The sequence below is a fragment of the Nocardia sp. NPDC049220 genome, assembly GCF_040647855.1.
Classification (GTDB): Bacteria; Actinomycetota; Actinomycetes; order Mycobacteriales; family Mycobacteriaceae; genus Nocardia.
In genome coordinates, this window is the sequence record NZ_JBEZDA010000001.1 from 248,661 (window position 1) to 271,696 (window position 23,036).

Consider the following 23,036-nt stretch of genomic DNA (forward strand, 5'->3'; position numbering starts at 1 on the left):
CTCTGCCCGCGGTACCGCCGGGCGTCCCCCGTGCGAGGGAGGCAAAATCACTCGTCGGCGCGATGTTCGCGCAGGCCCGCGCCCGTAGCGTCGAATCAGACGGTAGACGATGAAGGAGATTTCATGGGCCGTGTGGAGTTGTTGGGCTATGCCGTTCCGGCGTTCGCGCTACTCATGCTGGTGGAGTGGATCGGCTACCGCCGCGATCCCGACCGATCCGGCAACGGCGGGTCCGCCCGCGATACCGCGTCCAACGTGGCGACGTTCACGCTGGGCAGACTGACGAAGCCGCTGTTGCAGTACCTTGTCCCGTTCTCGGCGGTACTGGGTGCCGCGGCGCTCACGCCATGGCACCTCTCGCCGCGATCATGGTGGGTCTGGGTGCTCGGGCTGGTCGTGACCGACTTCTGCTACTACTGGGCGCACCGCGCCGACCATCGGGTCCGCCTGATGTGGACCGCGCACAGCGTGCACCACTCCAGTGAGCACTTCAATCTCTCCACCGCGCTGCGTCTGTCCTGGTTGCACCCGGTCGCCAATATCCTGCGGGGGCTGGCGTGGGTCCCTGCCGCGCTGCTCGGCTTCCCGGCGTGGATGATCTTCCTGCTGCAGAGTATCGGCCTGCTCTACCAGTTCCCGATTCACACCCAGCGCGTCAGGACGCTGCCGCGTCCGATCGAGTTCCTGTTCAATACCCCCGCGCACCACCGTGTCCATCATGGGGCGAATCTCCCCTACATCGATAAGAACTACGGCGGTGTGTTCATCATCTGGGACCGTATGTTCGGCAGTTTCGCCGCGGAATCCGAACCGATCCGCTATGGCCTCACCAAGAACATCGGCACCCACAATCCATTGAAGGTCAACTACTATGAGCTCGCCGCCCTGATCCGGGACGTGCGGGGGGCGAGCACCTGGCGTGGACGTCTCGGGTACGTGTTCGGTCCGCCCGGGTGGACCGAACACCAGGCGCCGATGGTGTCCGCGCCCACTATGGCCAGCGAGTCTGCCTCGGTCCTCTCGTCCGACGCGGCGGTGTCACCGGTCGAATCCGTGCAGCTGACATCCTGATCGGTCGGCATGGGTGCAGCGACTGCGCGGCGGTGCCGCGCAGTCGCGCCCAGATCGGCCGGTTCTGATCACCGTCGCGTCGAGTCCGGCCGCTACTCGACCTATGGGGTCGTAGTTCCCGGAACAGGTGTGTGGTCTCGGCAGCACCCGCCCCTCGGTCGGGTGCGGTCACACCGCGTAGAGATAGAACCGGAGGGTTGCGATGCGAGCCGCTCCGGTGAACTCGGCGACCGCGACGCCGTGCGCGTCGTCGAGCCGAATGCTCGCGGTGACGGTACGACCGGCGGCGATCACCTTGTTCCAGCGCATGTTTCGCGCCCGGTTGGTGAACTCCTCCAGCGGGACCGGTGTTCCGGCGGGCAGCTCGACCACGGCCCGAGGGCCGAGCAGGCCGCGCACCCTCGGCAGATCCGTGCTCGCCGCGGCGGCGAAAACCCGAGTCGTCGTGCGCTTTCCGGTGCGTCCGACGCCCCCAAATGCCCGCATCATCCCGATTGCCCCGCCGAAGCCCTGATTGGCGATCAGCTGCGGTCCCAGCCTCAGCGCGGCGCCGAGTCCGGGCGGTCCGGTGCGCAGCAGCTGCCAGATCATTGCGGCCAACTCCCAGTGCGCGGCGAGGTGGGCGATCTTCCAGCGCCCCTTTTCCTCGACGAGGCGATAGCGCAGATGCATCGGTACGACCACAGTGGCGCCGGTCGACATCGTGGTCACGATGGTCAGGTCACGCACTACCGTCGGCGGGTGCACGAGGTCGCGTTCGACCCGGAACGCGATGGTATTCGGTCCGATGAACGTGTCGTAGAAGCGTGCGATGGCGCCGCGGCCGATGTGCGGGCGGGAGCCGACTGGGTCGTGGACCTCGGCGTCCGCGACGAACAGTTCGATCCAAGCGGCCTTGTCGTGTGCGGTGACCGCGCGCGGCGAGGCCTCGACGGCGGTCAATAGCGCCGCGGCCGAGGGATCCAGCGGCATGCGATGTCTCCGTTCTCGCGGGGGAGCGTCTCGACACCCATGATAGAACAGGTTCTAATTTTGGCGTGTTTCGCCACGCCTCAGTCGTGGTGGGATGGGTTCGGCGACAATCGAACGTTCACAAGGCACAGATCCCGGTCCATCGTCTGAGTGCGTGTCCGAGAACTTGGGCACAGGTCTGGCTTCGGCGCCTGACGCGTCGATCGGCCGTTGGCGGTGCCTGTGTACGCATCGTTGAACGGCTCTCAGCCGTTGCGTCGGCTGACGGTGCGTGCCTCGGCCATTCCGCCCGCGTCGACTTCACACCCACGTGGGCACACGGCGGCGGTCTCGCGTCATCGCGCGATGGAATTGCGGGTCCGCGCAGCCGAACGCACGAACCTGAGATATCTGCGGGGTTATGATCGGCAGGCCAACTCCGCGGCACTGCGGCGAGAACGGCAAGGCAGGGCCGTGCACCAGCACTCAGACCGGGTGCAGCGGAGGGGACTTCGGAAAAACCACCGGCAGCGAAGCGAGAGCGCGGTGGAAGGGGCCTGGCCGCCAGGTCAATGCCTCGGCGGGGATGGCGAGGCGTATTTCGGCCAGTGCATCGAGCAACTGATCGATGGCCTCTTGCACCACCAGATATGCCACCGATCGAGCGGGGCAGGCATGAACTCCGACACTCCACGACAGATGTGATCTGTTGACAGTCTGGTTGTCCGCGGTGATCGCGGGATCGTTGTTGCACGCAGCCATGCTGATGACGACCGGCTGGTTCGCAGGCAGCCACACGTTCTCGATCAGGATGGGCTGCCGGGGAAAGGAGACGCAGAAATTATGCATTGGCGGGTCGATGAACAGCGCCTCGTCCAGTGCGTCGCGGGTCGAGAGGCTGCCTCCGATCAGGCCGCCGGCGAATCGGCCGTCGGTGAGCATGATCCGAAGCGTGTTGATGATCAGGTTCTGCTGGTGCTCGATTCCGGCGCCGTAGAAGGTGAGCAGCTGATGAATCATCTCCATATCGTCAAGGCCGACCGGGTGCTGGAGCAGTCGTGTGGTGATGTCATCGGCTGGCTCGGCACGTTTGAGCGTGATGAGGTCGAACATCGCCCGCGCGAGTTCGGCGTTCGCTTGGTCCGCGTGTTCGCCGTCGAGTATCGAGTGAATGGCCTGTGCTGCGCGCTGGCCGATCTCGCGCGGGCACCCGAGCAGGGCGTTGATCACCTCGAAAGTGAGTGGGTATGCGTACTGTTCGATCAGCTCGGCGGTGCCGGCCTCGCAGAAGGAGTTGATCAGCGGAATAGCGATCCGCTCGACCGTGTGCTGCAGCGCGAACAAGTCGACCTTGTCCAGGCCGGCGACCGTGGCCTGCCGGTAGCGGAGATGTTCGACGCCCGCGGTGCGAACCGCGCAGGGACGCCACTCCAGCATCGGTCGAACCGGGCAGTCGGCGGGTATGTCCTGCTGCCAGATCCGTGAATCGGCGGGGAAGTGGTCGGGATCGTTGAGGATACGCAGGGCGGAGCGGTAGCCGACGACGAGGGTTCCGGGTACACCGGGTGCTAGGTCGACCGGCACCAGCGAGCCGTATCGTTCGCGCATCTCCCGGTACGCGCGATGCGGGTCGGCGGCGAACTCCTCGGTGTACAGCGGTACCCGAGGACCATCGGTGTCAATGGGGGAGTAGGGCCCAACGGTTCGGGTCGGAAGCTGCGGCGAAGTCACAGATGAATCTCCGGTTCGACGGATTGAGGACTCGATGAACTCCCGTGCTGGGCACCCGCTTCGGCACCCAGATACTCGGAACTCGTCCAGGGCAGGGCTTTTGGCCGCACTGGCTAGAAGTCGGCGGTTGTCCGCACTTCTCGGCTGTGTTCAACGTCCATGGATACCCCGCAGCGTACTCGAAATCATCAGTTGCCCTTGCCGTTCCGAGATGTCTCCGGTTCGGCTGGCCGAACGTCGGCTCAATGAGCGCTTTCCAGGCCGACGGCGCGGCGGCAGTACACCCAGAGCCGTCCGGCCTGTTCGCTGGAGTATTCGGTGCGGCGCAGATAGTGCTCGGGCCTGGGACGTCGGTCGTGCCAGAAGTGACCGGAAGGCGGTGTGGGATGGGTGGCCGCGAGCCAGACCGCGGTGTCGGCGCCCATGGCGGGGCTGCGTAGCAATGGACCGGTGAGCCGGTGGAAACCGGGCAGCGCGGTGGCGATGCCCGGGGTGTCCACCCAGCCGGGATGCATACTGTGCACGGAGATGCCATGGGGTGCGTAGTGTTCGGCGAGTAGCGGCGTCAATGCGACCTGCATGCGCTTGGTGCGCGCGTAAGCGGTCGCGCCGCGATAGTGTCCGTCGCGGAATTCCGGGTCGTCGACGGCCAGTGGCGCGGTGTACATTCCGCCCGAGGCTACGAAGATCACCCTGGGGTCGGCGGCCGTGCTCAGCGGGCGCTTCAGTAGTTCGGTGAGCAGCAGTGGTCCGAGTACATGGGTCGCCAGCGTCAACTCGTGCCCGTCGGCGGTCTCGGTGCGCTCGGCGGGCAGCACCCCCGCGTTGTGGATGAGCACGTTCAGTCCGCGGTCACCGAGCGTTGCCGCGCACTGGGTGACCGATTCGGTGTCGGCCAGATCGCAGAGCGTCACGGTCACGTCGGCGTTCGGCACGGCGGTGCGAATGTCCCGGCACGCCTGCTCGCCGCGTTCGCGGTCGCGGACGCCGAGAAGCACCGTGCCACCGAGCCCGGCGAGCGCGGCGGCGATGGACTTGCCGATTCCGGAGTTCGCACCGGTCACCAGGGCGGTGCGCCCGCGCATGGCATCGGGACGGGGGTCGTCCGATGGCCATCGTGAATGGCGCAGGTAAAATCCGAGGCGGCTGTATCCGGGGGCGATCGTCCGGTCCAGCAGAGATTCGAGCCACGGGGCTGCATCGTTTTGCACGGCCATCTGTCAATTCTCCGCATAATCGGACGATGGCGCCATCAAGCGATGCGTAAACGTTGCATCACTCGGCTCCGGGGTTACAGTCGAATGATGGGCATCGAGATTTCGAGCGTCGTCGATCTTCCTCGGTCCGAGGTGTTCGCCTGGCATGCCCGACCCGGGGCGCTCACCCGGCTCGCCCCGCCCTGGCAGCCGGTGTCACCGCGCGTCGAATCCGATTCGCTGTCCGACGGACAAGCCGTGCTCGGTTTGCCGGGCGGGCTGCGCTGGGTGGCCCGGCACGATCCCCGCGAGTATGACCCGCCGCGCCGGTTCGTCGACGCGGTCACCGTAGACGGCCTCGGCTCGCTACCTGCCGGCCTACTGCCCTGGCGTCATACCCACGATTTCGAGGTCGTCGACGAGACACATACGCGGATCGTGGACCGGATCGACGCGCCGGTCCCCGCCACGGTGCTGCGGCCCATGTTCGCGTACCGCCATCGACAACTCGCCGATGATCTGGCGGCCCACGCGCGGGCGACGCGACGAGGCTTCGTGGCGAAGACCATCGCGGTGACGGGCGCGTCCGGCATGGTGGGTTCGGCGCTGACCGCGTTTCTGACCACCGGAGGGCACACTGTGCTCGAGTTGGTCCGCCACGTGCCGCGCGCCGCGGACGAAAGGCAATGGGACACCGAGGATCCCGCGCCCGATCTACTGGATGGCGTCGACGCGGTCGTCCACTTGGCCGGCGCGTCGATCGCGGGCCGGTTCACCGAACGGCACAAACGTGCCATTGCCGAGAGCCGGCTCGAACCGACGCGCAAGCTCGCCGAGATCGCGGCACGGGCAGCGGTGCCGGTCTTCGTCAGTGCCTCCGCGATCGGTTACTACGGTGCCGACCGCGGTGACGAGACGCTGGGGGAGCATGCGTCGCGCGGCGCCGGTTTCCTCGCGGACGTGGTCGACGGGTGGGAAGCCGCGGCGCGCGGCGCCACCGAATCCGGCGTCCGGGTGGTGCGGGTGCGTACCGGGATCGTGCAGTCTCCCCGCGGCGGCACGCTGCGATTGCTGCGCCCGTTGTTCGCCGCGGGGCTCGGCGGACGCATCGCCGACGGTCGGCAGTGGCTGTCTTGGATCGGGATCGACGACCTGGTCGATGTCTACCACCGTGCGCTGTGGGACATCGATCTGGCCGGGCCGATCAATGCTGTCGCCCCGCAGCCGGTTCGCAATGCCGAGTACACCAGGGTCTTGGCCCGAGTGCTGCATCGGCCCGCGGTGCTTCCGGTACCCAGCTTCGGCCCCGCGCTGCTGCTGGGTGGGGAGGGCAACCGGGAACTGGCGTGCGCCAGCCAGCGCGTGGTCCCGGCACGGTTGACGCAAAGCGGTCACCGATTCCGTGCGCCCGCGCTCGAGCCGGCGCTGCGGCATCTGCTCGGAAAGACGGCGGGCTGAACTACCGCGTCACTGCGCGCCGGACTTGGTGAGCAGGATGTGGTGCACATCGAGATAGCCGCATCGGAATCCGGCTTCCGCGTGCGCCAGATACAGCCGCCACATCCGCTGGAAGATCGAATCGAAACCGAGTGCGGCGACCTGGTCGGCGTGGCTGTCGAACCGCTGCTGCCACAGTCGCAGAGTGTGCGCGTAGTGCGCGCCCATCGACAGCTCCTCGCGCACGACCAGTCCGGTGCTTCGGGCGACCACCTCACGCAGCAATCGAGTGGACGGAAGGAAACCGCCGGGAAATATGTACTTCTGCACCCAGGTGTAGGTGTGGCGGGTGGCCAGCATCCGATGGTGTGGCATGGTGATCGCCTGTAGGACCGCCCGGCCGCCCGGCACGAGGACGCGGTCGATGGTCTGGAAGAAGGTGTCCAGATAGTCATAACCGACGGCCTCGATCATCTCGACGGAGACCACCGCGTCGAATTCCCCCTCGACGCAGCGATAGTCGAGCAGATCGATGGTCACCCGGTCGGCTCGGCCCGTCGCCCGTATCCGGTCCAGCACCAGTGCTCGTTGCTCGGTGGACAGTGTCACCGACCGCACCACGGCACCGCGTGCCGCCGCGCGCAACGCCAGTTCGCCCCAACCGGTGCCGATTTCGAGCAACCGGGTGCCGGGTCCGACCTGCGCGCGATCCAAGATCCGGTCGATCTTGGCGCGTTGGGCCGCGGCGAGATCGGACCAGCGCGGTGGCGGTTCGATGGCCGGAAACAACGCGCTGGAGTAGCTCAACGTCTCATCGAGGAACAGCTCGAACAGAGCGTTGGACAAGTCATAGTGGCGTGCGATGTTCCCGCGGGTGTTCGACTCGCTGTTGTGCTCGGTCGCCGGGTGTTTCGCGACGTAGAGGTGACGCAGTGCGCGCAGCGGCGCGGGGACGAGGGTCTCGATCGACCCGGCGAACACGGTCAGCGTCGCGGCGGGATCAGGCGCCGACCAATCGCCCGCCATATAGGACTCGCCGAACCCGATCAGTCCGGCGGTGCCGAGCCGGGCGGCGAAATCCGCTGGACGGTGCAGGATCATCTGAGGCGCATCCCGGTCCGCGGCGTTCCGGCCGAGCACCGTGCCATCCGGGTACCGCACCCGGATCGGGAGCGTGCGCACGGCGTTGCGGAATAGTCGGTCTGCCACAGCGGCTGCGACGCGGGCGCGGGCGCCGGAGGGCATCCGTTCGACATCGGGCCACGCCGAAGGTCCCCCTATCGCAGAGTCCGAGGTGACCGGAGTTTCGACACTCACTGCGAAGACTCCTCGTTCGGGGTGGGACGGGGGATGACCGGCAGGCCGCGTGTCCATAGACGGATGCCCTGCCAGCGAATGAGCGCTGCGACCGCGAGGGGAGCGAGTGGTACCGACACTGCCGCGCGCAGCACCGTACGGATGGTGGCCGGGTAGCAACGCCCGGTCATCGCGGCGGCGAAGATGGGACGGCCGTCGGTGAGTGCGATCGACACGCACAGCCGATCGTTCGGCTCGGGCAGCCGCATTCGGTAGGAGCCGCGCACCGGATTGAACGGCGAGACGTAGAACTGTTTGTCGGTGTTCGCTTTGCCCTGCTCGTCCGGCCGTACGAGATAGCAGTGCCGCCCACCGTATGTGTTGTGCACCTCCGCGATGACGCAGAGCGGCTTGCCCGCATGATCACGGCACCAGAACAGCGTGAGCGGATTGAATACATAACCGAGCACCCGTGCGTTGGTGAGCATGCGCACCGTGCCGCCGCGCAGGTCGATGCCGTGCGCGGCGAGGAAAGCGTCGACATTCTCGCGCAGCGTGTTTCGCGGGTCGCCCAGGTGGTCGGCGGCGCGGAACCCGGCCAACGGCCGCAGCATGCGTGGCAGCCGGGGCAGGTCGTCGAGGTCGACCAGCCAGCCGTAACTGCGATAGCGGAATTCATGGCGCACCGGAGCGACCCGCACATGCCGGATCCGGGTGCGGACGATCTGCGCGGTCATACCGTCGGCACCCGCGCCGCCGCGGGTGCGCCCCGGTGCGCGCCGAGCCGCGCGGCGGCGCGTAGGCCCGCGGCGGCGCCGTCCTCGTGGAAACCCCAGCCGTGATAGGCCCCGGCGAATGCCACACGCGCACTGCCGATTTCGGGGATTCGTCGCTGAGCGGCCACCGACTCGGGGGTGTAGGTGGGGTGTTCGTACACCATGCGGTCCAGCACGGCATCCTGGTCGACGCGGTCATGGTCACCGAGCGTGACGAAGAATCGGCGGTCGCCGGTGCGGTCGAGCCGCTGCAGGCGAGTGAGGTCATAACTGACCAGCACGCGGTCCACCGCCGCGGTGCACGAGGGCAGGCGGTAGTTCCACGACGCGCGGGCACGCGGCGCGTTCGGCAGCACCGAACTGTCGGTGTGCAGGACGGTGTGGTTCACCGAGTACGGCATCGCGGACAGGATTTCGCGTTCGGCCCGGGTCGGTTCGGCCAGCAGGCGCAGTGCCTGGGCGGGATGGGTGGCGATCACGACGGCATCGAATACCTGTACCTCGTCGGCGTCGTCGCGGATGACGACCGCGTCGACCAGTCGATGCACGGCGCGGACGGGGGTCGCGACCAGGACGTGGTCCAGCCGATTCGCGATGGCGCGAACGTAGGTCGCCGAGCCGCCGGTGACGGTACGCCACGTTGGTGAGCCGAATGCGGTCAGCATCCCGTGATGGTCCAGGAACGTCAGCAGGTACCTGGCCGGATAGCGCAGCGCCGTCCTCGGATCGCAGGACCACACCGCCGCCACCAGCGGGGTCAGGAAGTGTGCGACGAAATAGTCGGAGAAGCCGGCCGCGCGGACGAATTCGCCGAGGGTGCGCGCGGAGTCGCTGCCCGAATCCAGTTCCGCGCGGGCCAGCCGGTGCCAGCGCGGCACCTCGGCGAGCAGGCGCAGATAGCGGCCGCGGACCAGCGAGCGCGGCGTGGCGAACAGTCCGCCGAGACCGCGTGCGCCCGCGTACTGCAGGCCGCAACCGTCGCAGCGGACCGACATGCTCATGTCGGAGTCTTGGGTGGCGATACCCAGCTCGGCGAACAGCCGCAGCAGGGTGGGATAGGTGCGGTCGTTGTGCACGATGAATCCGGTATCCAGACTCACGATTTCGCCATTCTCCGCGGTGACGCGATGGGTGTCGGCATGCCCGCCGAGCCGGGAGTCGGCCTCGTAGAGGGTTACCTCGGCGGACGCGGAGAGCGCCCAGGCGGCGGTCAGTCCTGCCACGCCGCTGCCGATCACCGCCACGCGACGGATGTCTGTCGTCTCCCACTCGGTGTGCTCGATCATTGCGCTCCTCCGAAATTCCGCATTGCTGCCATCCCCCAACGGGCAACGATGCATCAATTATGCATCGTTTTATGCCCGGGTGTGCACTGCGGGTGGAAATCGCGCGGTGAGCGGGGCGTATCGGGCGCGGGTGTGCACACACGTCCGCGGCGCGGTGGGCCGTCCGAGGAAAGACGGAAAGTGGTCAGGAGAGCCGGTCGGCGGCGTCGATGAGGCTCGCGACGTGTTCGACACCGTCGGGCAGGAAGACCGCATCCCATCCGGGGCCACCGACGAAGACCTGGGCGCCCGCGTCGAGGCAGGTGCGCACCGCGGAGGTCAGCGCGGTGGATTCCTGCTGCGACCACAGCAGCACGGCGGCGTCGCGGTCGAACCGGGCCAGGGTGTCGGCCAGCGCGCCGCTGGGCACGTCGGCGCCGAGCATCCGCGCTCCGACGCCGCGTTCGGCCAAGGCCGCGCGCAAGACCTCCAGCGGAAGCGAATGCGTCTCGCCGCTGGTGCAGGCCAGTACCACCGGCGTAGGGCTCGACAAGTCCGGTGGAGGATTCGTGCGGTGCATGACCGAGACGACGCACCAGGACAGCAGATGCTCGATATCGATGCATCCCTCGCCGCCGAGCTGGCGGCCGACCAGGTCGGCGAAGGCAGGGCGGCACAGCAGATCCCAGGTGTCCACCACGCCGAAGGCCCGGACGTGGGCCGCCAGCTGATTCGACACCGACCTCGTATCCAGTGCGAAGGCCGCGGCCAGCAGTGACGCGTGTTCGCCGCGCGTCGGTGCGGGGCCGCGCACTGCCGCCGCGGCGCCCGCCGGACTCGCGCCCTCGCTGATCAGGGTCCGCATGCGCTCGAGCTCGGCGATGTCGGCCTCGGTGTAGAGGCGATGCTTGCCCGGGCGCGGTTGCGGCGGTCCGATGTTGTAGCGACGGTTCCAACTGCGCAAGGTCGCGGTGGGAATGCCGAGACGTTCGGCTACCGCGCGCACCGTATATCCGGCCGCATCGGATACGGAAGCGGAACCGGAGGGCATCGGCCCATTCTGCCCGTATCGGCCGATCGGTTCCCGTCCGCCCGGGTGGCTCGTCGCCGCGGTGGGTCCGCGGGGCAGGTCTACCCCGTCCGGGTCGCGGCGATTGTCGCGGCGCACAGCAGCCCCCAACCCACAGTTGCCGCAATGGCTTTGGCGCGCTGTGGTCGTCCGCGTAACGCACGCCCGAGAACAACGGCATCGCTCAGATCCGAGCCGACCCGGATCGCTATCGCCAGCCGCATCGTGTTCGGTCGCGCGGCGACGGCCATGGCGAGTCCCGAGGCGAGATCGCGCATCCCGGCCATCCGTGCGACGGCGCGTCCGGCGGTGTTGTCATCGGACCACCCACACGGGCCGAGTAACACGCCGGGTCGCAGCGCGACCGCGAGACCGTATCCGGCGGTCGCGACACCCGCGATGCGGGGTGCGGACATGGTGGTCATAGATCCTCCTTGCGTCCGGCAATTTGCATCATTGATGCATCGTTATATGCTAGCGTGTAATCGACGCCAATTGACGAGGAGTTTGCGTGACCTGTCGCCGAATGCCACGCTCGTCCACCCGCCGCCTTGCCTGGATGGTGTCCACGGTCGCCATGGTGACGCTCATGGCTGGCGGGGCCACCGCGTCGGCGGCGCCCGCGCCGGTACCGCGGCTCGATGTGGAGAGGTACCTGGGCACGTGGCATCAGCTCGCCGCCATCCCGCAGTACTTCAATCTGGTCTGCGCTCGCGATACCGAGGCGAACTATGCGCTCGACCCGCAGGGAAATATCGCGGTGCGCAACAGGTGCACCACGTGGGCGAACACACCCAACGAGATCACCGGTACCGCGACGTCCAACGACCCGGAGACCGGGGCTCAGTTGCACGTCAGCTTTCCCGGGGTGCCGACCCAGGACCGAGTGAACGGCCCGACCAACTACATCGTCACGGCGCTCGGACCGGAGTACTCGTGGGCGGTGGTCACCGACCCGAGCGCGTTGTCCGGGTTCGTCCTTGCCCGCGGAGTCGCGCTGGACAACGCCGCCTGGCAAGAGGTGCGTGCTTCGATCGTCGCCGCGGGCCAGAACCCGTGCCTGTATCTGACCTCGCCTGTCACGGGCGGTGAGTCGGCCATCGTGCCCTTGTGCATCAGATGAGTCGAGTGTTCGGCGTTCGCGAGGGCCGCGTCGTCGGCGGTATGGCTGAGCCGCCCGACCCCGCCCCGGCGCGACCCTCACGAATGCCGAACCTCTCCGACACCCCAGGCCGGCCACACACCGTTCGATCAGGAGTGCGCGCGATGAAGAGGCGTCACCGCGGCCGGGACGTCGGCCGATGACCGTCACGATCGCTCTGTTCACCCGCGACCTGCGGGTCCGCGACAACCCGGTCCTCACCGCCGCCCACCGCGAAGGCACTGCTGTCGTTCCACTGTTCGTCCTCGATGACGCGATCCTGTCCGGCCGGTTCGCCGCGGTGAACCGGGCGCATTTCCTGGCTGCGGCCCTCGCCGAATTGGACGCCGAACTGCGGGCCATCGGTGGAAGGTTGGTCCTGCGCCGCGGCGACGTGGTCGCCGAGGTCGACCGGGTGGCAGCCGAGGTGCGTGCCGCGAGCGTGCACATCGCCGCGGACGTCAGCGGTTACAGCACACGGCGCGAACGTGCGTTGCGCGAACGTCTGGCGCCACGCGACTGCCTGGTGCACGCGCACGCCACCACGATCACCGTCGCGGATCCGGAGGCGCTGGTACCGTCCACCGGGCGCGACCACTTCGCCGTGTTCACCCCCTACTTTCGACGCTGGTGTGCGGCGCATCGGCGTACGCCGTTCGGCAAGCCGCGCGAACTCACGGTGCCCAAGGCGGCGAGTATGCCGTTGCCGGACGCCGCCGCGCTGCACTCGGGCCGGCCGTCGCCGCAACTCGACATCGGCGGCGAGACGTCGGGGCGAAAGAAGATGCGGGAGTGGCTGTCCGGCCCGATCGGGGATTACGCGCGACACAGCGACGACCTCGCCGCCGACGCGACGTCGCGGCTGTCGCCGTATCTGCACTTCGGGTGCGTGTCCGCAGCGGAACTGGTACATCGGGTCGATGCGTCCACCGACGGTGGGTACGCGTTCGTCCGGCAGCTGGCATGGCGCGACTTCCACCACCAAGTGTTGGCCGCTCGCCCGGCCGCCGCGTGGTCGGACTACCACGCCCGCTCGATCCCTTGGCGGCACGATCCGCGGGCCGTCACGGCGTGGCGCGAGGGCCGCACCGGGCACCCGATCGTCGATGCCGGGATGCGCCAGCTGCGCGCGCAGGGCTGGATGCCGGGCCGGGCCCGGCTGATCACCGCGAGCTTCCTGGCCAAGTCGCTGCGGGTGGACTGGCGGGTCGGTGCGGAGCACTTCTTGCACTGGCTGGTCGATGCGGATCTGGCGAACAATCAGCTCAATTGGCAGTGGGTCGCCGGAACCGGAACCGACACCAGGCCGAATCGGGTGCTCAACCCGCTGCGCCAAGCCGAACGCTACGACCCCAACGGCGACTATGTGCGGCTCTGGGTTCCGGAGCTGGCGCATCTTCCCGGCGCCCGGGTACACCGGCCGTGGCGTGAGAATGTCGACCCGGCCGACTATCCCGCGCCGATCGTCGACTGCGTCGGCATGTAGGACGCGATTCTCCTGCACCGCTGTGATATTCGAACGCGTGCGCGCGGAAGTTGTTCCGGCGGAGTCGGTTCATCAATTGCGTACTGAATCGAAATGCGATGTGTGCTTGGCGAGTCCTGGCCGCCCAGGCTTGAATTGATATGTCGTGAATCTGCATATCCGAGGAAAGGGGCCTGTGATGGGCACCGTCGACATCGCGATCACCATCGGCCGCATCGTGGACACCCTGCAGAAGGCGCTACTGCTGATCATTCTGCGGGGCTGATCGCGTCCGAGCCGCCCGTGGGATCGTCGGCTGAGCCAGCACCGCGTTCTGGCTCCGCACTGGCAACTTCCGGTGCCTCGAATTCCGCTCCCCCAGTGCGGTCAGGTCGATTACCTCGCGCGCCCGCTGGCAGCGGCTGACGCTCATGGTCGACGTGCTCGACGCCGCGTACATGTGGCCCGCGGCGATGTGCGGCGCCGGGCGGCGTTGGCGATGGCGACCCTGACTGGGAGCTACATGCTGATCGGCGTCGCAAGGCTGGCCGAGAATCTGAGTGCGAGTTGTCGCGCGTGGGAGAGGGCGCACTCCGGTGCGACCTGAGGCTTGCAGCGTGCGGGGGTAACAGCCACGCGGTGGTGACAGATATGGGTATGGCCGGGCCGGCGGTATCGCGATTCTGATGGTCGCGCGAGGGGCCGACTGGCGCACCAGGGGCGTACCGATCAGAGGGGAAGATCATGTACACAGTCAACAGGCTGGCCAGAATCACGGCGGCCGTCGCAGTGGCCTGCGTTCCAGCGTTCGTTGCCGCGGGTGCTGCCTCGGCCGAGTCGGTCGAGATTCCGGTCCTCAACACCTCGGCGACGGAAGCCGGTTTCTGCTACGGGACGATCCGCGGGAACGTCGACCAGGATTCCTCGTCGGGAATCCATCTCACCAGCGCGTTCGAAGGCCTCGGCACCTGCGCGACGACGGCCTACATCTCCTGGCGCAATACCGACACCGGGGCTCGGGGAAACACCACGGTGAAACTGGTCGGCTCGTGGTACAACTCGGCTACCATCCCGTCGGGGCCGGGGCATGTCGAATTGTCCGTCACCACAAAGGAATTCTCGCACTCGCCCGATTCGGTCCAGGTCAGGTACGTGATCCCGGGATAGTCGCCACGCCGACGGTCATGCACCCCCGTACCGTTCGGCGGGCATCGTTCGGCGCTTGATCGCGGGTACTGGCACCGTCGAAAGCGAGACCGGATGCTTCAGGCTTTCGGATGAGTTCGGTTGGTGGTCGACGACCGTCTGCGCGGGGGCGCAGGCTGTGCGAGTGGGCGCCCATTGTGCGATTGGTCGCGGTGTGACCGATCTTCGAGGGAAACGCCGTGGTGTGACGGTGGGCGGCTACCCGACCCGGCCGAGACACTACGGTGGGATGGCATGGACACCGCTGCACCCGTATTGTCGGCGTCGGAGTGCGTCCCCTCAGCGGCATCGTCGACGAAAATCCGAATCCGGCCGACGCTGTGGAATACACCGCCGGTGGTCATCGCGGCCGGGTGTCTCATCGTGCTACAGCTGGTGGTCCGTTGGTGGATAGCCGACAGCGGCTACTTCTATTGGGACGATCTCATCCTCGTCGGCCGAGCAGCCAGATACCCGCTGCTGTCCACGGATCTAGTGCTGTACAGCCATGACGGACATTTCATGCCATTGGCCTTCGCTGCTGCGTGGGCGGTGACCGCGGTGGCGCCGTTGGCCTGGGCCGGGCCGGTCGTGCTGCTGCTCGTCCTCCAACTCGGGGCATCGGTGGCCGTGCTGCGCATGCTGACGGTGTTGCTGGGCGCGCGGTGGACGATGCTGGTCCCGTTGATCTTCTATCTCTTCTGCCCGTTGACGATCCCGGCGTTCGCGTGGTGGGCGGCCGCCCTGAACGCGCTGCCGCTGCAATTCGCGCTCGCTTGGATGGTCGGCGATGCGGTGCTACTGGTTCAGGACGGTCGGCGTCGGTATGTCGTGTCGGGAACTGTGGTGCTTGCGGTGGCGCTGCTCTTTTTCGAGAAGTCGGTGATCGTCCCGTTCGTCGCCTTCGCCGTCGCGGTACTCGTTCGATACGTCGACGGTCACGGGTCCGCACTGCGTGAGGTGGCTCGGCGCGCTGCGCCGTTATGGACCGGATCAGGCTTGGTGCTCGTGTGTTGGTTGGTCGGCTATCTCGCGGTGATCGGCGACCCAGCGGTGCACACCAGCACGCACGAGCTGCGAGAATTGCTGCCCACCGCGGCATCACAGGGTATCGTGCCCACCCTGTTCGGCGGGCCGTGGATCTGGGAGCGGTGGCTACCGTCGACGCCGTGGGCAGATCCGCCGGGTTGGGCAGGAACTCCGGCCTGGCTCGCGCTGGCTGCGCTGGTGGTGCTGTCCATCGGTGCGCGGCGCCGAGCAGGGCCGGTCTGGCTGATGGCCGCGACCTACGTTCTGATAGCCCAGCTACCGGTGGCGCTGGCCCGTGGCGGACCGAACACCGCCGGAGAACTGATGCAGTCCTTACGCTATTTCGCCGATATGGCCGTGGTGTCGGCTGCCGCGGGCGCGCTGATCTTGCGTGCCCGTCCCCGGGCGCGACCATCGCTCGGCCGGATGCACGCGACCCTTCCGGGCCCCCGCTTGGCGGCCGTGGTGATGGCGGTGTTCCTGGTGAGCAGTCTCTGGTCCACCTACACCTTCGTGCGATCGTGGCGGGTCAGCCCGACGAGAACCTACCTCACGAACGTGAAGTCGTCGCTGACGACGTGGGACGGCGCGCCTCTGCTGGAACAGGAGGTGCCGTGGAATGTGCTCAGTCCGCTGACATATCCACAGAATAAGACCAGCCGGGTGCTGTCGGCACTCGCTCCCGGTGCCTTCGCCGACTCGACGCCGCACTTGCGGATGATCACCGATACCGGCGAGATCGTCGAAGCGGCGGTCTGGTGGAATCGAAGCATCCGCCCCGGCCCGGAGCCGGACTGCGGATATCGGATCCAGGGGGACGCGCCGGTTCGACTGTTGCTCGACGGGCCGATGTTCGACCACGAATGGACGGCGCAGCTCAACTATCTCGTGAATCGGGATGGTCTGATCACGGTCGGCCTCGAGAACGGCGACGCTGTCGATGCTCCGGTTCGGCGGGGGCTGAACACCGTGTTCGTTCGGGTGCGGGGCACTGGATCCAGTCTCAGGATTGCTTCTCGCACACCAGGACTCGATCTCTGTGTTGGCGTCGGTCCGGTTGGCGTCGCGTCCTATGACAACTGACCTCGGGTCGGCACTGGATTCTCGCCTTTCCCGGTGGACATCCGCCGCGCTGACGCCTCGGGTCGGTGTGGGGACTGGCCGATTGTCGGTCGCCGACCCAACCGAGCGGCGGTACCGGGCCGCGGCCGATCCGACACTTGGCCGTTCACTGTACTCCGCTGCCCGCCACTGCCGGCACCGCGGATACCCGCGGCAGCACTACCGTGAAAGTCGCGCCGCTGCCTGGTGTGCTGTCCACCGAGACCCGGCCACCGTGCGCGGCGACCAACCCCTGCACGATGGACAATCCGAGACCGCTGCCGCCGCTGGCGCGGGTGCGGGAGGAGTCGGTACGGAAGAACCGTTCGAAGACCCGTGCTCTGGCCGCTGGGGACAACCCGGGACCGGAGTCGACCACATCGATGCGCACGTGGTCCGGGAACGGTGTGAGCCGCACCATGATCGGCGCCTCCGGCGGGGTGTGGGTGAGCGCGTTGCCGAGCAGGTTGGCCAGCACTTGACGCAGGCGCGCCTCGTCGCCGATCACGTCCATCGTTCCTTCGCCGTCGCCGAGCGCCAACGTGATCGGTCGATCCGGTGCTGTCGAGGTCGCTTTCTGCCGGGCGGCCATGGCTCGGGCATTGTGCACCGCGTCCCCGGCGAGGCCGAGCAGATCAACCGGTTTGCTTGCCAGCGGGCGTTTTTCGTCCAACCGTGCCAGCAGTAGTAGGTCCTCGACGAGAAGTCCCATCCGTTCGGCCTCTGCCTCGATCCGCCCGATTACCATCCTCGTGTCAGCGCTGGCGCCCTGACGGTACAGCTCGGCGAAACCGCGAATCGTGGTCAGCGGAGTGCGTAACTCGTGACTGGCGTCGGCGATGAAGCGGCGCATCCGCGCTTCCGAACGCCTGGCGGCCTCTTCGGACGCCGCGCTCGCGGCCACGCCGTGCTGAATCTGCGCGAGCATCTCGTTCAACGACTGGGCCAGATGGTCGACCTCGGTGTCGACGCCGCGCACCGGGACCCGCCGGTGCAGGTCGCCGCCCGCGATCGCGGCGGCGGTCTGTTCCACCACTCGCAGCGGGCGCAGGCTGCGCCGGACCACCAGGTAGCCGACCACAGCCAGGGCGAGTAGCGCGCTGGTTCCGGTACCGATCTCGAAGAAGATCAGTCGGGAGACGGTCTCCTGGTTGTCGGTCACCGGTAGGCCGATGGTGGTCGAACCGAACTGGTTGGTCGTGGTCAGCACCCGCCAGCGCACTGCGGAATCGTCGACGGACCGCACTGTCGTCGGGGTGTCGGCGGTCGTGCCGCCGAGATCCGGTGTGCCGGAGACGCTGGCCCCGCCGGGCACTTCGTACGCCTGTCCTTCGGGGCCGGTGCGCGATTCGAAAAACCGGCGCGGCTGCTCGCCCGCCGACCGGGGCTGGACCGGCGCGGCGGGCAAGTCGGCCGGAATCCATTGCGTACGACCGTCATTGGTGGTGAACCGCCGCATCGGACGCGGTTGCGCCCAGGAGCGTGCCGCGTCGTAGAGCTGCTCATCGGTGCGCTGGGTCAGTGAACGGCTCAGCGCCGAGGTCACCGCGGTCCCTGAAGCGAACAATGCCGTCGCAGTCAGCATCAGCAGCAGCACGACCAGCCCCACTCGCAGCGGGACCGCCGAAACCCGCTGCGCCAGTTTCGCCCGCGCGTTCATGTCCGGCTCGGACACGGTTCGCGCAAGACGTGTCGCGGGCCACGCAACTGATGCCACGGCCTCGGTGGACTCGGGACGCGGTATGGCGGCAGGATGAAGTGGGTGGGTGACACCTGCGCACTCGGCTTCCACACCGGGTGCCCGCTCTCGGAGCGGATCGGATCGGCCGTGCCGACCCGAAGGAGCGGTCTCGCGGGTTCGGCACCGACAACGAGGACGTGGGCTTCGGTTCCGGTGCTGGTCATGGACCCATGATCGGACCGCAGGCAGCGGGCCGCCTGCAAGGCAGCTGGGTATTTCCTGTGAGCATTCGGCACCCGGACGACAACGGTCGTGTCGCCTGGATGCGCGCGCGGTCAGGCGCGGCGAATTCGCAGGATGTTGTCCTTGCGGCTACCCGGCTGGCCCTCCGGTCCGGGGTGCTCGCGCTCGACGACCTCCTCGACCTCCACCCGCCACTCGGAGTGGTCCAGCGCCAACGCCTCGCGTACTTCGTCGGTGGTCGGGAAGTGCACGTCTTCGGGCGGGTCCAGCACCCAGGTCGGCCATTGCGCGTGGCCCACGATCAGCAGCAGCCCGCCGGGCGCTACCGCCTCCGCCGCCCTGCGCAGGATCTTCGTCCGCTTATCGGCCAGCTCCGGCGGTGAGTGCAAATAGTGCGCCGAGACAAGATCGAAACGTCCGGAAGGAAAGGTCTCGGCCAGATCGTGCTGCTGCCATTCGATCGCACCCGACAAACCCTGCTGCTGCGCGTGTGCCCTGGCGCGGCCGAGTGCGGTCTCCGACACGTCGGTCGCGGTAACCCGCCAGCCGCGCTCGGCAAGCCAGATCGCGTCGGCGCCCTCGGCGCAGCCGAGGTCGAGTGCCGAACCCGCCGCCACCGAGTCGAGTTCGCGGACCAGCAGGAAGTTCGGCCGACCCGACCAGATCTGCTCGCGTTCCTGGTAGAAGGCTTCCCAATACTCGACTGTCGTCGGTGTGGGCCGGTCGGCGTGGTGATGTGTCGTGCTCATGAAACACACGATCCGCCGAGGTGAGCAGTTCGGCAAACATTGTTGCCGGATTGGCAACAGCGGAGAGCTGCGGCCGCGCCACCTCGACTGGTCACCCAGGGGCCGACTCGGTCGCCACCGTCGTGCGGGGCCGCCCAGCCGCGAGAATGTGCTCGGCGCGTGCGGCGGCCCGCGCCTCGCTCGGTGACCGCGGTGGGCGGACCCTCCGGACCCTGGTCAATATTCGTCGAGAGGATCGCGCAAGATCATGCCCTCGGCGGCGCGCAAGCGGCCGGTCATGGTCACCAGCAAGTCGACGGAATCGTCGGAAAGGCCTATGGCCGTGTGGGTCAGCCTGCGTAGCAGCAGACTGGAGAATAGGTTGGCCACGGCGGCATCATGCTCGGTCGGTGCGACGCCGAGCTGTCGGTCGAGATCCACGGCAAGGTACTCACAATCGGTTATCGGGCCCCGGGAACCATTGCGGATGCGCCCGACCGCGCACCGGAACGATGTGGAGACACCGGGCGGGATTCCTCCGGCGCGGGGAGCGTACATCGCGGGCACTTCGTGGCTGGCGCGCGTCGGAACGTTTCGCAAGGTATTCGTTGCCGCGATCGGGTGGTCTAGCCGGTGTCACGGACGTGCGCGAACCGGCGTCTATTCGATCGAGGCAGGCCCCATTGTTGCACTGTCCGTGCGGATTTCGGCAATGTGCGTCGTCAGCGCGCACTCCGACACCCCGCGGGCGCGCGGCGGCGCGTGTCCGGGGGCGGGTTCCCAGCTGCGGGAAATCGCCGCGACGCGCAGCGGTGGAAACTGGGAATCCACCGTTCGTGCGTGACACGATGGGTGCGGCCGAAACACATACCTCACTGATGAGGAGCCCGATGTGGCGAATCTCGACGACCGGGTAGCGGTGATCACCGGCGGTGCCAGAGGGCAGGGCCGGGCGCACGCGCTGGCGCTGGCAGGCGCGGGCGCCGACATCGTGGTGTGCGATATCGCCGAACCGATCGGTGGTCTGCCGTATGCGCTGAGCACCGCGGACGACCTGGTCGAGACGGTCGAACTGGTCGAGAAGACCGGCCGGCGATGCGTCGCGGTGCAGGCCGATGTGCGCAGTCAGGACCAGATGCATGCGGTCGCCGAGCGTGCGATCGAGGAGTTCGGCCGAATCGACATCCTGATCGCCAACGCGGGCATCGCGTCCAACTCGCCGCTCGCCGAGATGGACGGGCAGATGTGGCGGGACATGATCGATATCAATCTGACCGGCGTTTTTCACAGTTTTCGCGCGGTGGTGCCGCACATGATCGAGCGTCGGTGGGGGCGCGTTGTCGCCACCTCGTCGATCGTGGCGAGGATGGGCGTGCGCAACGCAGGGCATTACGCGGCGGCCAAGTGGGGCGTGCTCGGGCTGGTGAAATCGCTGGCGTTGGAGGTGGTGGATTACGGCATCACGGTCAACGCTGTGCTGCCCTCCGGCGTAGACACCGACATGATCCAGAACCCGTCCACGTGGCGACTCATGGTGCCGGACAAGGAGAATCCCACCCGGGAGGACTGGATGGCGATCATCGAATCCGGCCCCCCGAACGGGGATCTGATTCAACCCGCCGAGGTCGCTGATGCCGTCCTGCTGCTGGTTTCCGAACACGGCCGTCATTTCAACGGGGAAGCTATGACGATTTCCGGTGGGCTGAGCGCGAATACCGTCTGACCGAGGCGCACGGGGAGCGAAAACCCTGTCGTGGCACGTGATTCGGTCACTGCGTCAGCAGGCCTCGAGCCGTATGGCGCCACGACTCTGGGACCCAAGTGCCTGTACAGTCCCGCCCCACCGTGTTTCACTAAAGGGGCACGGTCTGTGCCGTACCAGCGTCGGGCCAGGAGTCAATGCATGTCCCGCCACACCGAACGATCTGATCCGCTGCAGTTTTCGATGTGTCGACCGCGCCGCGACGTCACGCTACTGATGGTCGGCGGCGAGATCGACCTGGCGACGGCGCCTCGGCTGCGCGCCGAGCTGACCAGCGTCGGCGCAAGCCGTACCGAGACACTCGTGCTCGACCTCTCACCGGTCACTTTCCTCGCGGCGGCCGGCCTGACGGTGTTGGTCGAGGCGCAGGCCGAAGCGGTGCGGTCGCATTGCCGTGTCCTGGTGATCACGACGGCGCGCAGTGTCGAGCGCGTCCTCGGGATCACCGGCCTTTCCACGGAGTTTCATCTGGTCGGCTCGGTGGACGCGGCGCTCGCCGAGAGCGCGTCCGGCTACGGCGAGACCGCCTAGCGGAAGCCTCGTCTCGCCGCGGCACCGGTCAGCGCCGTCGCGCCTCGGCCTTGTGGCGTGCGGCGTGCGCGGTCTGCGCCCCGCGTTCCCGGGCGGCGTCAACGATTTCGGGTCCGCGTTGCTTGGCGCGTTCGGCTAACTCCGCCCCGCGCTCCTTGGCGATCTCTGTCCATTCCGCGCTTCGCTGCTTGGCCAGATCGGCGAGCAGTGCGCTGCGCTCCTTGGCGATCTCGGCCCAGTCGGCGCTGCGCGCTTTGGCAGTCTCGGCCCAGTCGGCGCCGTGCTCTCTGGCGATGTCGGCCCAGTCGGCGCCGTGCTCCTTCGCGAAGCCGGCCCAGTCCGCGCCGTGCTCCTTCGCGAAGCCGGCCCAGTCCGCGCCGTGCTCCTTCGCGGTCTCGACCCAGTCAACGCCGTGCTCTTTGGCGGTCTCGGCCCAGTCGGCGCCGTGCTCTCTCGCCGCACCGGTCCAGTCCGGCCCGTGGCGTTGGGCGGCCTCGGCCAGCTCCGCACCCTTGCTCGCGGCGACAACGCCGAGCACGCGTGCCCGCTCCGCCGCGTCGTGCGCATGCTTGCGGAGCGCCGCGCCGCCCGCGTTCTCCGAGGTCGCACTGAACGGCAGCGCCGCCGACACCGCGGCGGCGGCGTCGCGCGCGGCCCGGCGCCCACGCCAGCCCAGTGAAGGTCTGCCCTCGGTATCGGCAGTGGCGATCATCAGGCCGCCGAGCAGCCCGAGGTCCTTGAGGAACGCAGTCCGCTTCGCCGACTTGCGCGCGGGGTCCTGCTCATTCCAGAAATCTTGTTCGGTGACGGCCGCGGGCACGACGGTCGCGGCGAGCACCATAGCCGCCAGGCGCGGCGCCTTGCCCAGTGCCAACAACACACCGCCGGCGACCTGGGCGGCCGCGTTGATCTGGACCACGGTTGCAGGATCGGCGGGCAGCTTCGTAGCAATCCCGTCGGGGAGCTGCCGCTGTCCCCGCTGAACCAGTTCGGTCGCCACCTTGACCCGCGCCTCCGGGCGCCGCAGCGTGTCGACCCCATCCACGACGAATGCGGTGGCCAGTAGTGGCCGGGCGAGTCGGCGCAACAACATGACAAAACCCCTTCTCTCGATGTCCGTACAGATCGGTTTCCCGACGAACTCCCGGTCAAACACGCCCGCTCTCCGGCGCAGACCCGACGAAATTCGCGGGAGTCAGCTAACTGACAGCATTGCTATGGCGTGGTCAGTGGGCGGAATTGTCCCCGCGAAGCGGGCCCGTTGGACATACCGCGTGGAGTGGATTTCGGCCCGGGATGTCGCACTGCGCATCCACCATCGCGCCCGGCACGGTCGGACCCGCCCACGGTCCGACCGCGTGCCGAGTTCGGCCCAGGT

General features: G+C 67.7%; 20 protein-coding genes. 8 read left to right on the forward strand and 12 right to left on the reverse strand.

Translation table 11 applies throughout. The features are described from left to right. The first annotated feature begins 123 nt into the window (after positions 1-123). Entirely contained in the window at positions 124-1,071 is a 948-nt protein-coding gene (locus AB0C34_RS01095; RefSeq protein WP_357066079.1) for a sterol desaturase family protein, read from the forward strand. Between the two features lie 168 nt (positions 1,072-1,239). Here the strand turns inward: AB0C34_RS01095 and AB0C34_RS01100 are convergent, their stop codons facing one another. The 3 genes from AB0C34_RS01100 to AB0C34_RS01110 form a co-directional block, all read right to left on the reverse strand. Further along, positions 1,240-2,043 (reverse strand): nuclear transport factor 2 family protein, encoded by an 804-nt coding sequence (locus tag AB0C34_RS01100; RefSeq protein WP_357066082.1) that lies wholly within the window; start codon positions 2,041-2,043, stop codon positions 1,240-1,242. A gap of 465 nt (positions 2,044-2,508) precedes the next feature. Next, a complete protein-coding gene (locus AB0C34_RS01105; protein ID WP_357066085.1) occupies positions 2,509-3,753 on the reverse strand; it encodes a cytochrome P450 in 1,245 nt (414 codons plus the stop codon). Positions 3,754-3,995: 242 nt separating this feature from the next. Next, complete coding sequence (locus tag AB0C34_RS01110) at positions 3,996-4,970, reverse strand: SDR family NAD(P)-dependent oxidoreductase (RefSeq protein WP_357066088.1); 975 nt, start codon at positions 4,968-4,970, stop codon at positions 3,996-3,998. Positions 4,971-5,057: 87 nt separating this feature from the next. On the opposite strand from AB0C34_RS01110, the gene AB0C34_RS01115 reads away from it, so the two are divergent. Next, a complete protein-coding gene (locus tag AB0C34_RS01115) occupies positions 5,058-6,407 on the forward strand; it encodes a TIGR01777 family oxidoreductase (RefSeq protein ID WP_357066090.1) in 1,350 nt (449 codons plus the stop codon). A 9-nt stretch (positions 6,408-6,416) separates the two neighbouring features. On the opposite strand, the gene AB0C34_RS01120 is transcribed toward AB0C34_RS01115, so the two are convergent. The 5 genes from AB0C34_RS01120 to AB0C34_RS01140 form a co-directional block, all read right to left on the reverse strand. Then, on the reverse strand, positions 6,417-7,631 hold the full coding sequence (locus tag AB0C34_RS01120) for a cyclopropane-fatty-acyl-phospholipid synthase family protein (protein ID WP_357068391.1): 1,215 nt from the start codon (positions 7,629-7,631) through the stop codon (positions 6,417-6,419). A gap of 68 nt (positions 7,632-7,699) precedes the next feature. Further along, positions 7,700-8,419 (reverse strand): DUF1365 domain-containing protein, encoded by a 720-nt coding sequence (locus AB0C34_RS01125; RefSeq protein WP_357066093.1) that lies wholly within the window; start codon positions 8,417-8,419, stop codon positions 7,700-7,702. After that, positions 8,416-9,744: an FAD-dependent oxidoreductase gene (locus AB0C34_RS01130; RefSeq protein WP_357066096.1), complete on the reverse strand. Its 1,329-nt coding sequence runs from the start codon at positions 9,742-9,744 to the stop codon at positions 8,416-8,418. The genes AB0C34_RS01125 and AB0C34_RS01130 overlap by 4 nt, the downstream gene beginning before the upstream one ends. Positions 9,745-9,928: 184 nt before the next feature. After that, positions 9,929-10,774, reverse strand: coding sequence for a MerR family transcriptional regulator (locus tag AB0C34_RS01135; protein WP_357066098.1), 846 nt, complete (start codon positions 10,772-10,774; stop codon positions 9,929-9,931). Between the two features lie 80 nt (positions 10,775-10,854). Continuing rightward, positions 10,855-11,217 carry a hypothetical protein gene (locus AB0C34_RS01140; protein ID WP_357066101.1) on the reverse strand — a complete coding sequence of 121 codons (363 nt, stop codon included), beginning with the start codon at positions 11,215-11,217 and terminating at the stop codon, positions 10,855-10,857. 86 nt (positions 11,218-11,303) lie between these two features. On the opposite strand from AB0C34_RS01140, the gene AB0C34_RS01145 reads away from it, so the two are divergent. The 4 genes from AB0C34_RS01145 (at position 11,304) to AB0C34_RS01160 (ending at position 16,695) form a co-directional block, all read left to right on the forward strand. Then, a complete protein-coding gene (locus AB0C34_RS01145; RefSeq protein ID WP_357066104.1) occupies positions 11,304-11,915 on the forward strand; it encodes a lipocalin family protein in 612 nt (203 codons plus the stop codon). Between the two features lie 178 nt (positions 11,916-12,093). Next, on the forward strand, positions 12,094-13,419 hold the full coding sequence (locus tag AB0C34_RS01150) for a deoxyribodipyrimidine photo-lyase (RefSeq protein WP_357066107.1): 1,326 nt from the start codon (positions 12,094-12,096) through the stop codon (positions 13,417-13,419). Positions 13,420-14,142: 723 nt separating this feature from the next. Further along, complete coding sequence (locus tag AB0C34_RS01155) at positions 14,143-14,565, forward strand: hypothetical protein (RefSeq protein WP_357066109.1); 423 nt, start codon at positions 14,143-14,145, stop codon at positions 14,563-14,565. A 273-nt stretch (positions 14,566-14,838) separates the two neighbouring features. Continuing rightward, entirely contained in the window at positions 14,839-16,695 is a 1,857-nt protein-coding gene (locus AB0C34_RS01160; RefSeq protein WP_357066112.1) for a hypothetical protein, read from the forward strand. A gap of 145 nt (positions 16,696-16,840) precedes the next feature. Here the strand turns inward: AB0C34_RS01160 and AB0C34_RS01165 are convergent, their stop codons facing one another. The 3 genes from AB0C34_RS01165 to AB0C34_RS01175 all read right to left on the reverse strand — a co-directional run bounded on the left by AB0C34_RS01165 (position 16,841) and on the right by AB0C34_RS01175 (position 19,806). Then, positions 16,841-18,373: a HAMP domain-containing sensor histidine kinase gene (locus AB0C34_RS01165; protein WP_357066115.1), complete on the reverse strand. Its 1,533-nt coding sequence runs from the start codon at positions 18,371-18,373 to the stop codon at positions 16,841-16,843. 356 nt (positions 18,374-18,729) lie between these two features. After that, positions 18,730-19,386: a class I SAM-dependent methyltransferase gene (locus AB0C34_RS01170; protein ID WP_357066118.1), complete on the reverse strand. Its 657-nt coding sequence runs from the start codon at positions 19,384-19,386 to the stop codon at positions 18,730-18,732. Between the two features lie 216 nt (positions 19,387-19,602). Beyond that, positions 19,603-19,806 carry a hypothetical protein gene (locus AB0C34_RS01175; protein WP_357066121.1) on the reverse strand — a complete coding sequence of 68 codons (204 nt, stop codon included), beginning with the start codon at positions 19,804-19,806 and terminating at the stop codon, positions 19,603-19,605. Positions 19,807-20,257: 451 nt separating this feature from the next. Here AB0C34_RS01175 and AB0C34_RS01180 point away from each other — a divergent pair, with 451 nt between their 5' ends. Beyond that, positions 20,258-21,088 carry a mycofactocin-coupled SDR family oxidoreductase gene (locus AB0C34_RS01180; protein WP_357066123.1) on the forward strand — a complete coding sequence of 277 codons (831 nt, stop codon included), beginning with the start codon at positions 20,258-20,260 and terminating at the stop codon, positions 21,086-21,088. Between the two features lie 180 nt (positions 21,089-21,268). Continuing rightward, a complete protein-coding gene (locus tag AB0C34_RS01185; protein WP_357066126.1) occupies positions 21,269-21,658 on the forward strand; it encodes an STAS domain-containing protein in 390 nt (129 codons plus the stop codon). Positions 21,659-21,686: 28 nt separating this feature from the next. On the opposite strand, the gene AB0C34_RS01190 is transcribed toward AB0C34_RS01185, so the two are convergent. After that, positions 21,687-22,751 carry a DoxX family protein gene (locus AB0C34_RS01190; protein ID WP_357066129.1) on the reverse strand — a complete coding sequence of 355 codons (1,065 nt, stop codon included), beginning with the start codon at positions 22,749-22,751 and terminating at the stop codon, positions 21,687-21,689. Positions 22,752-23,036 lie beyond the last annotated feature (285 nt).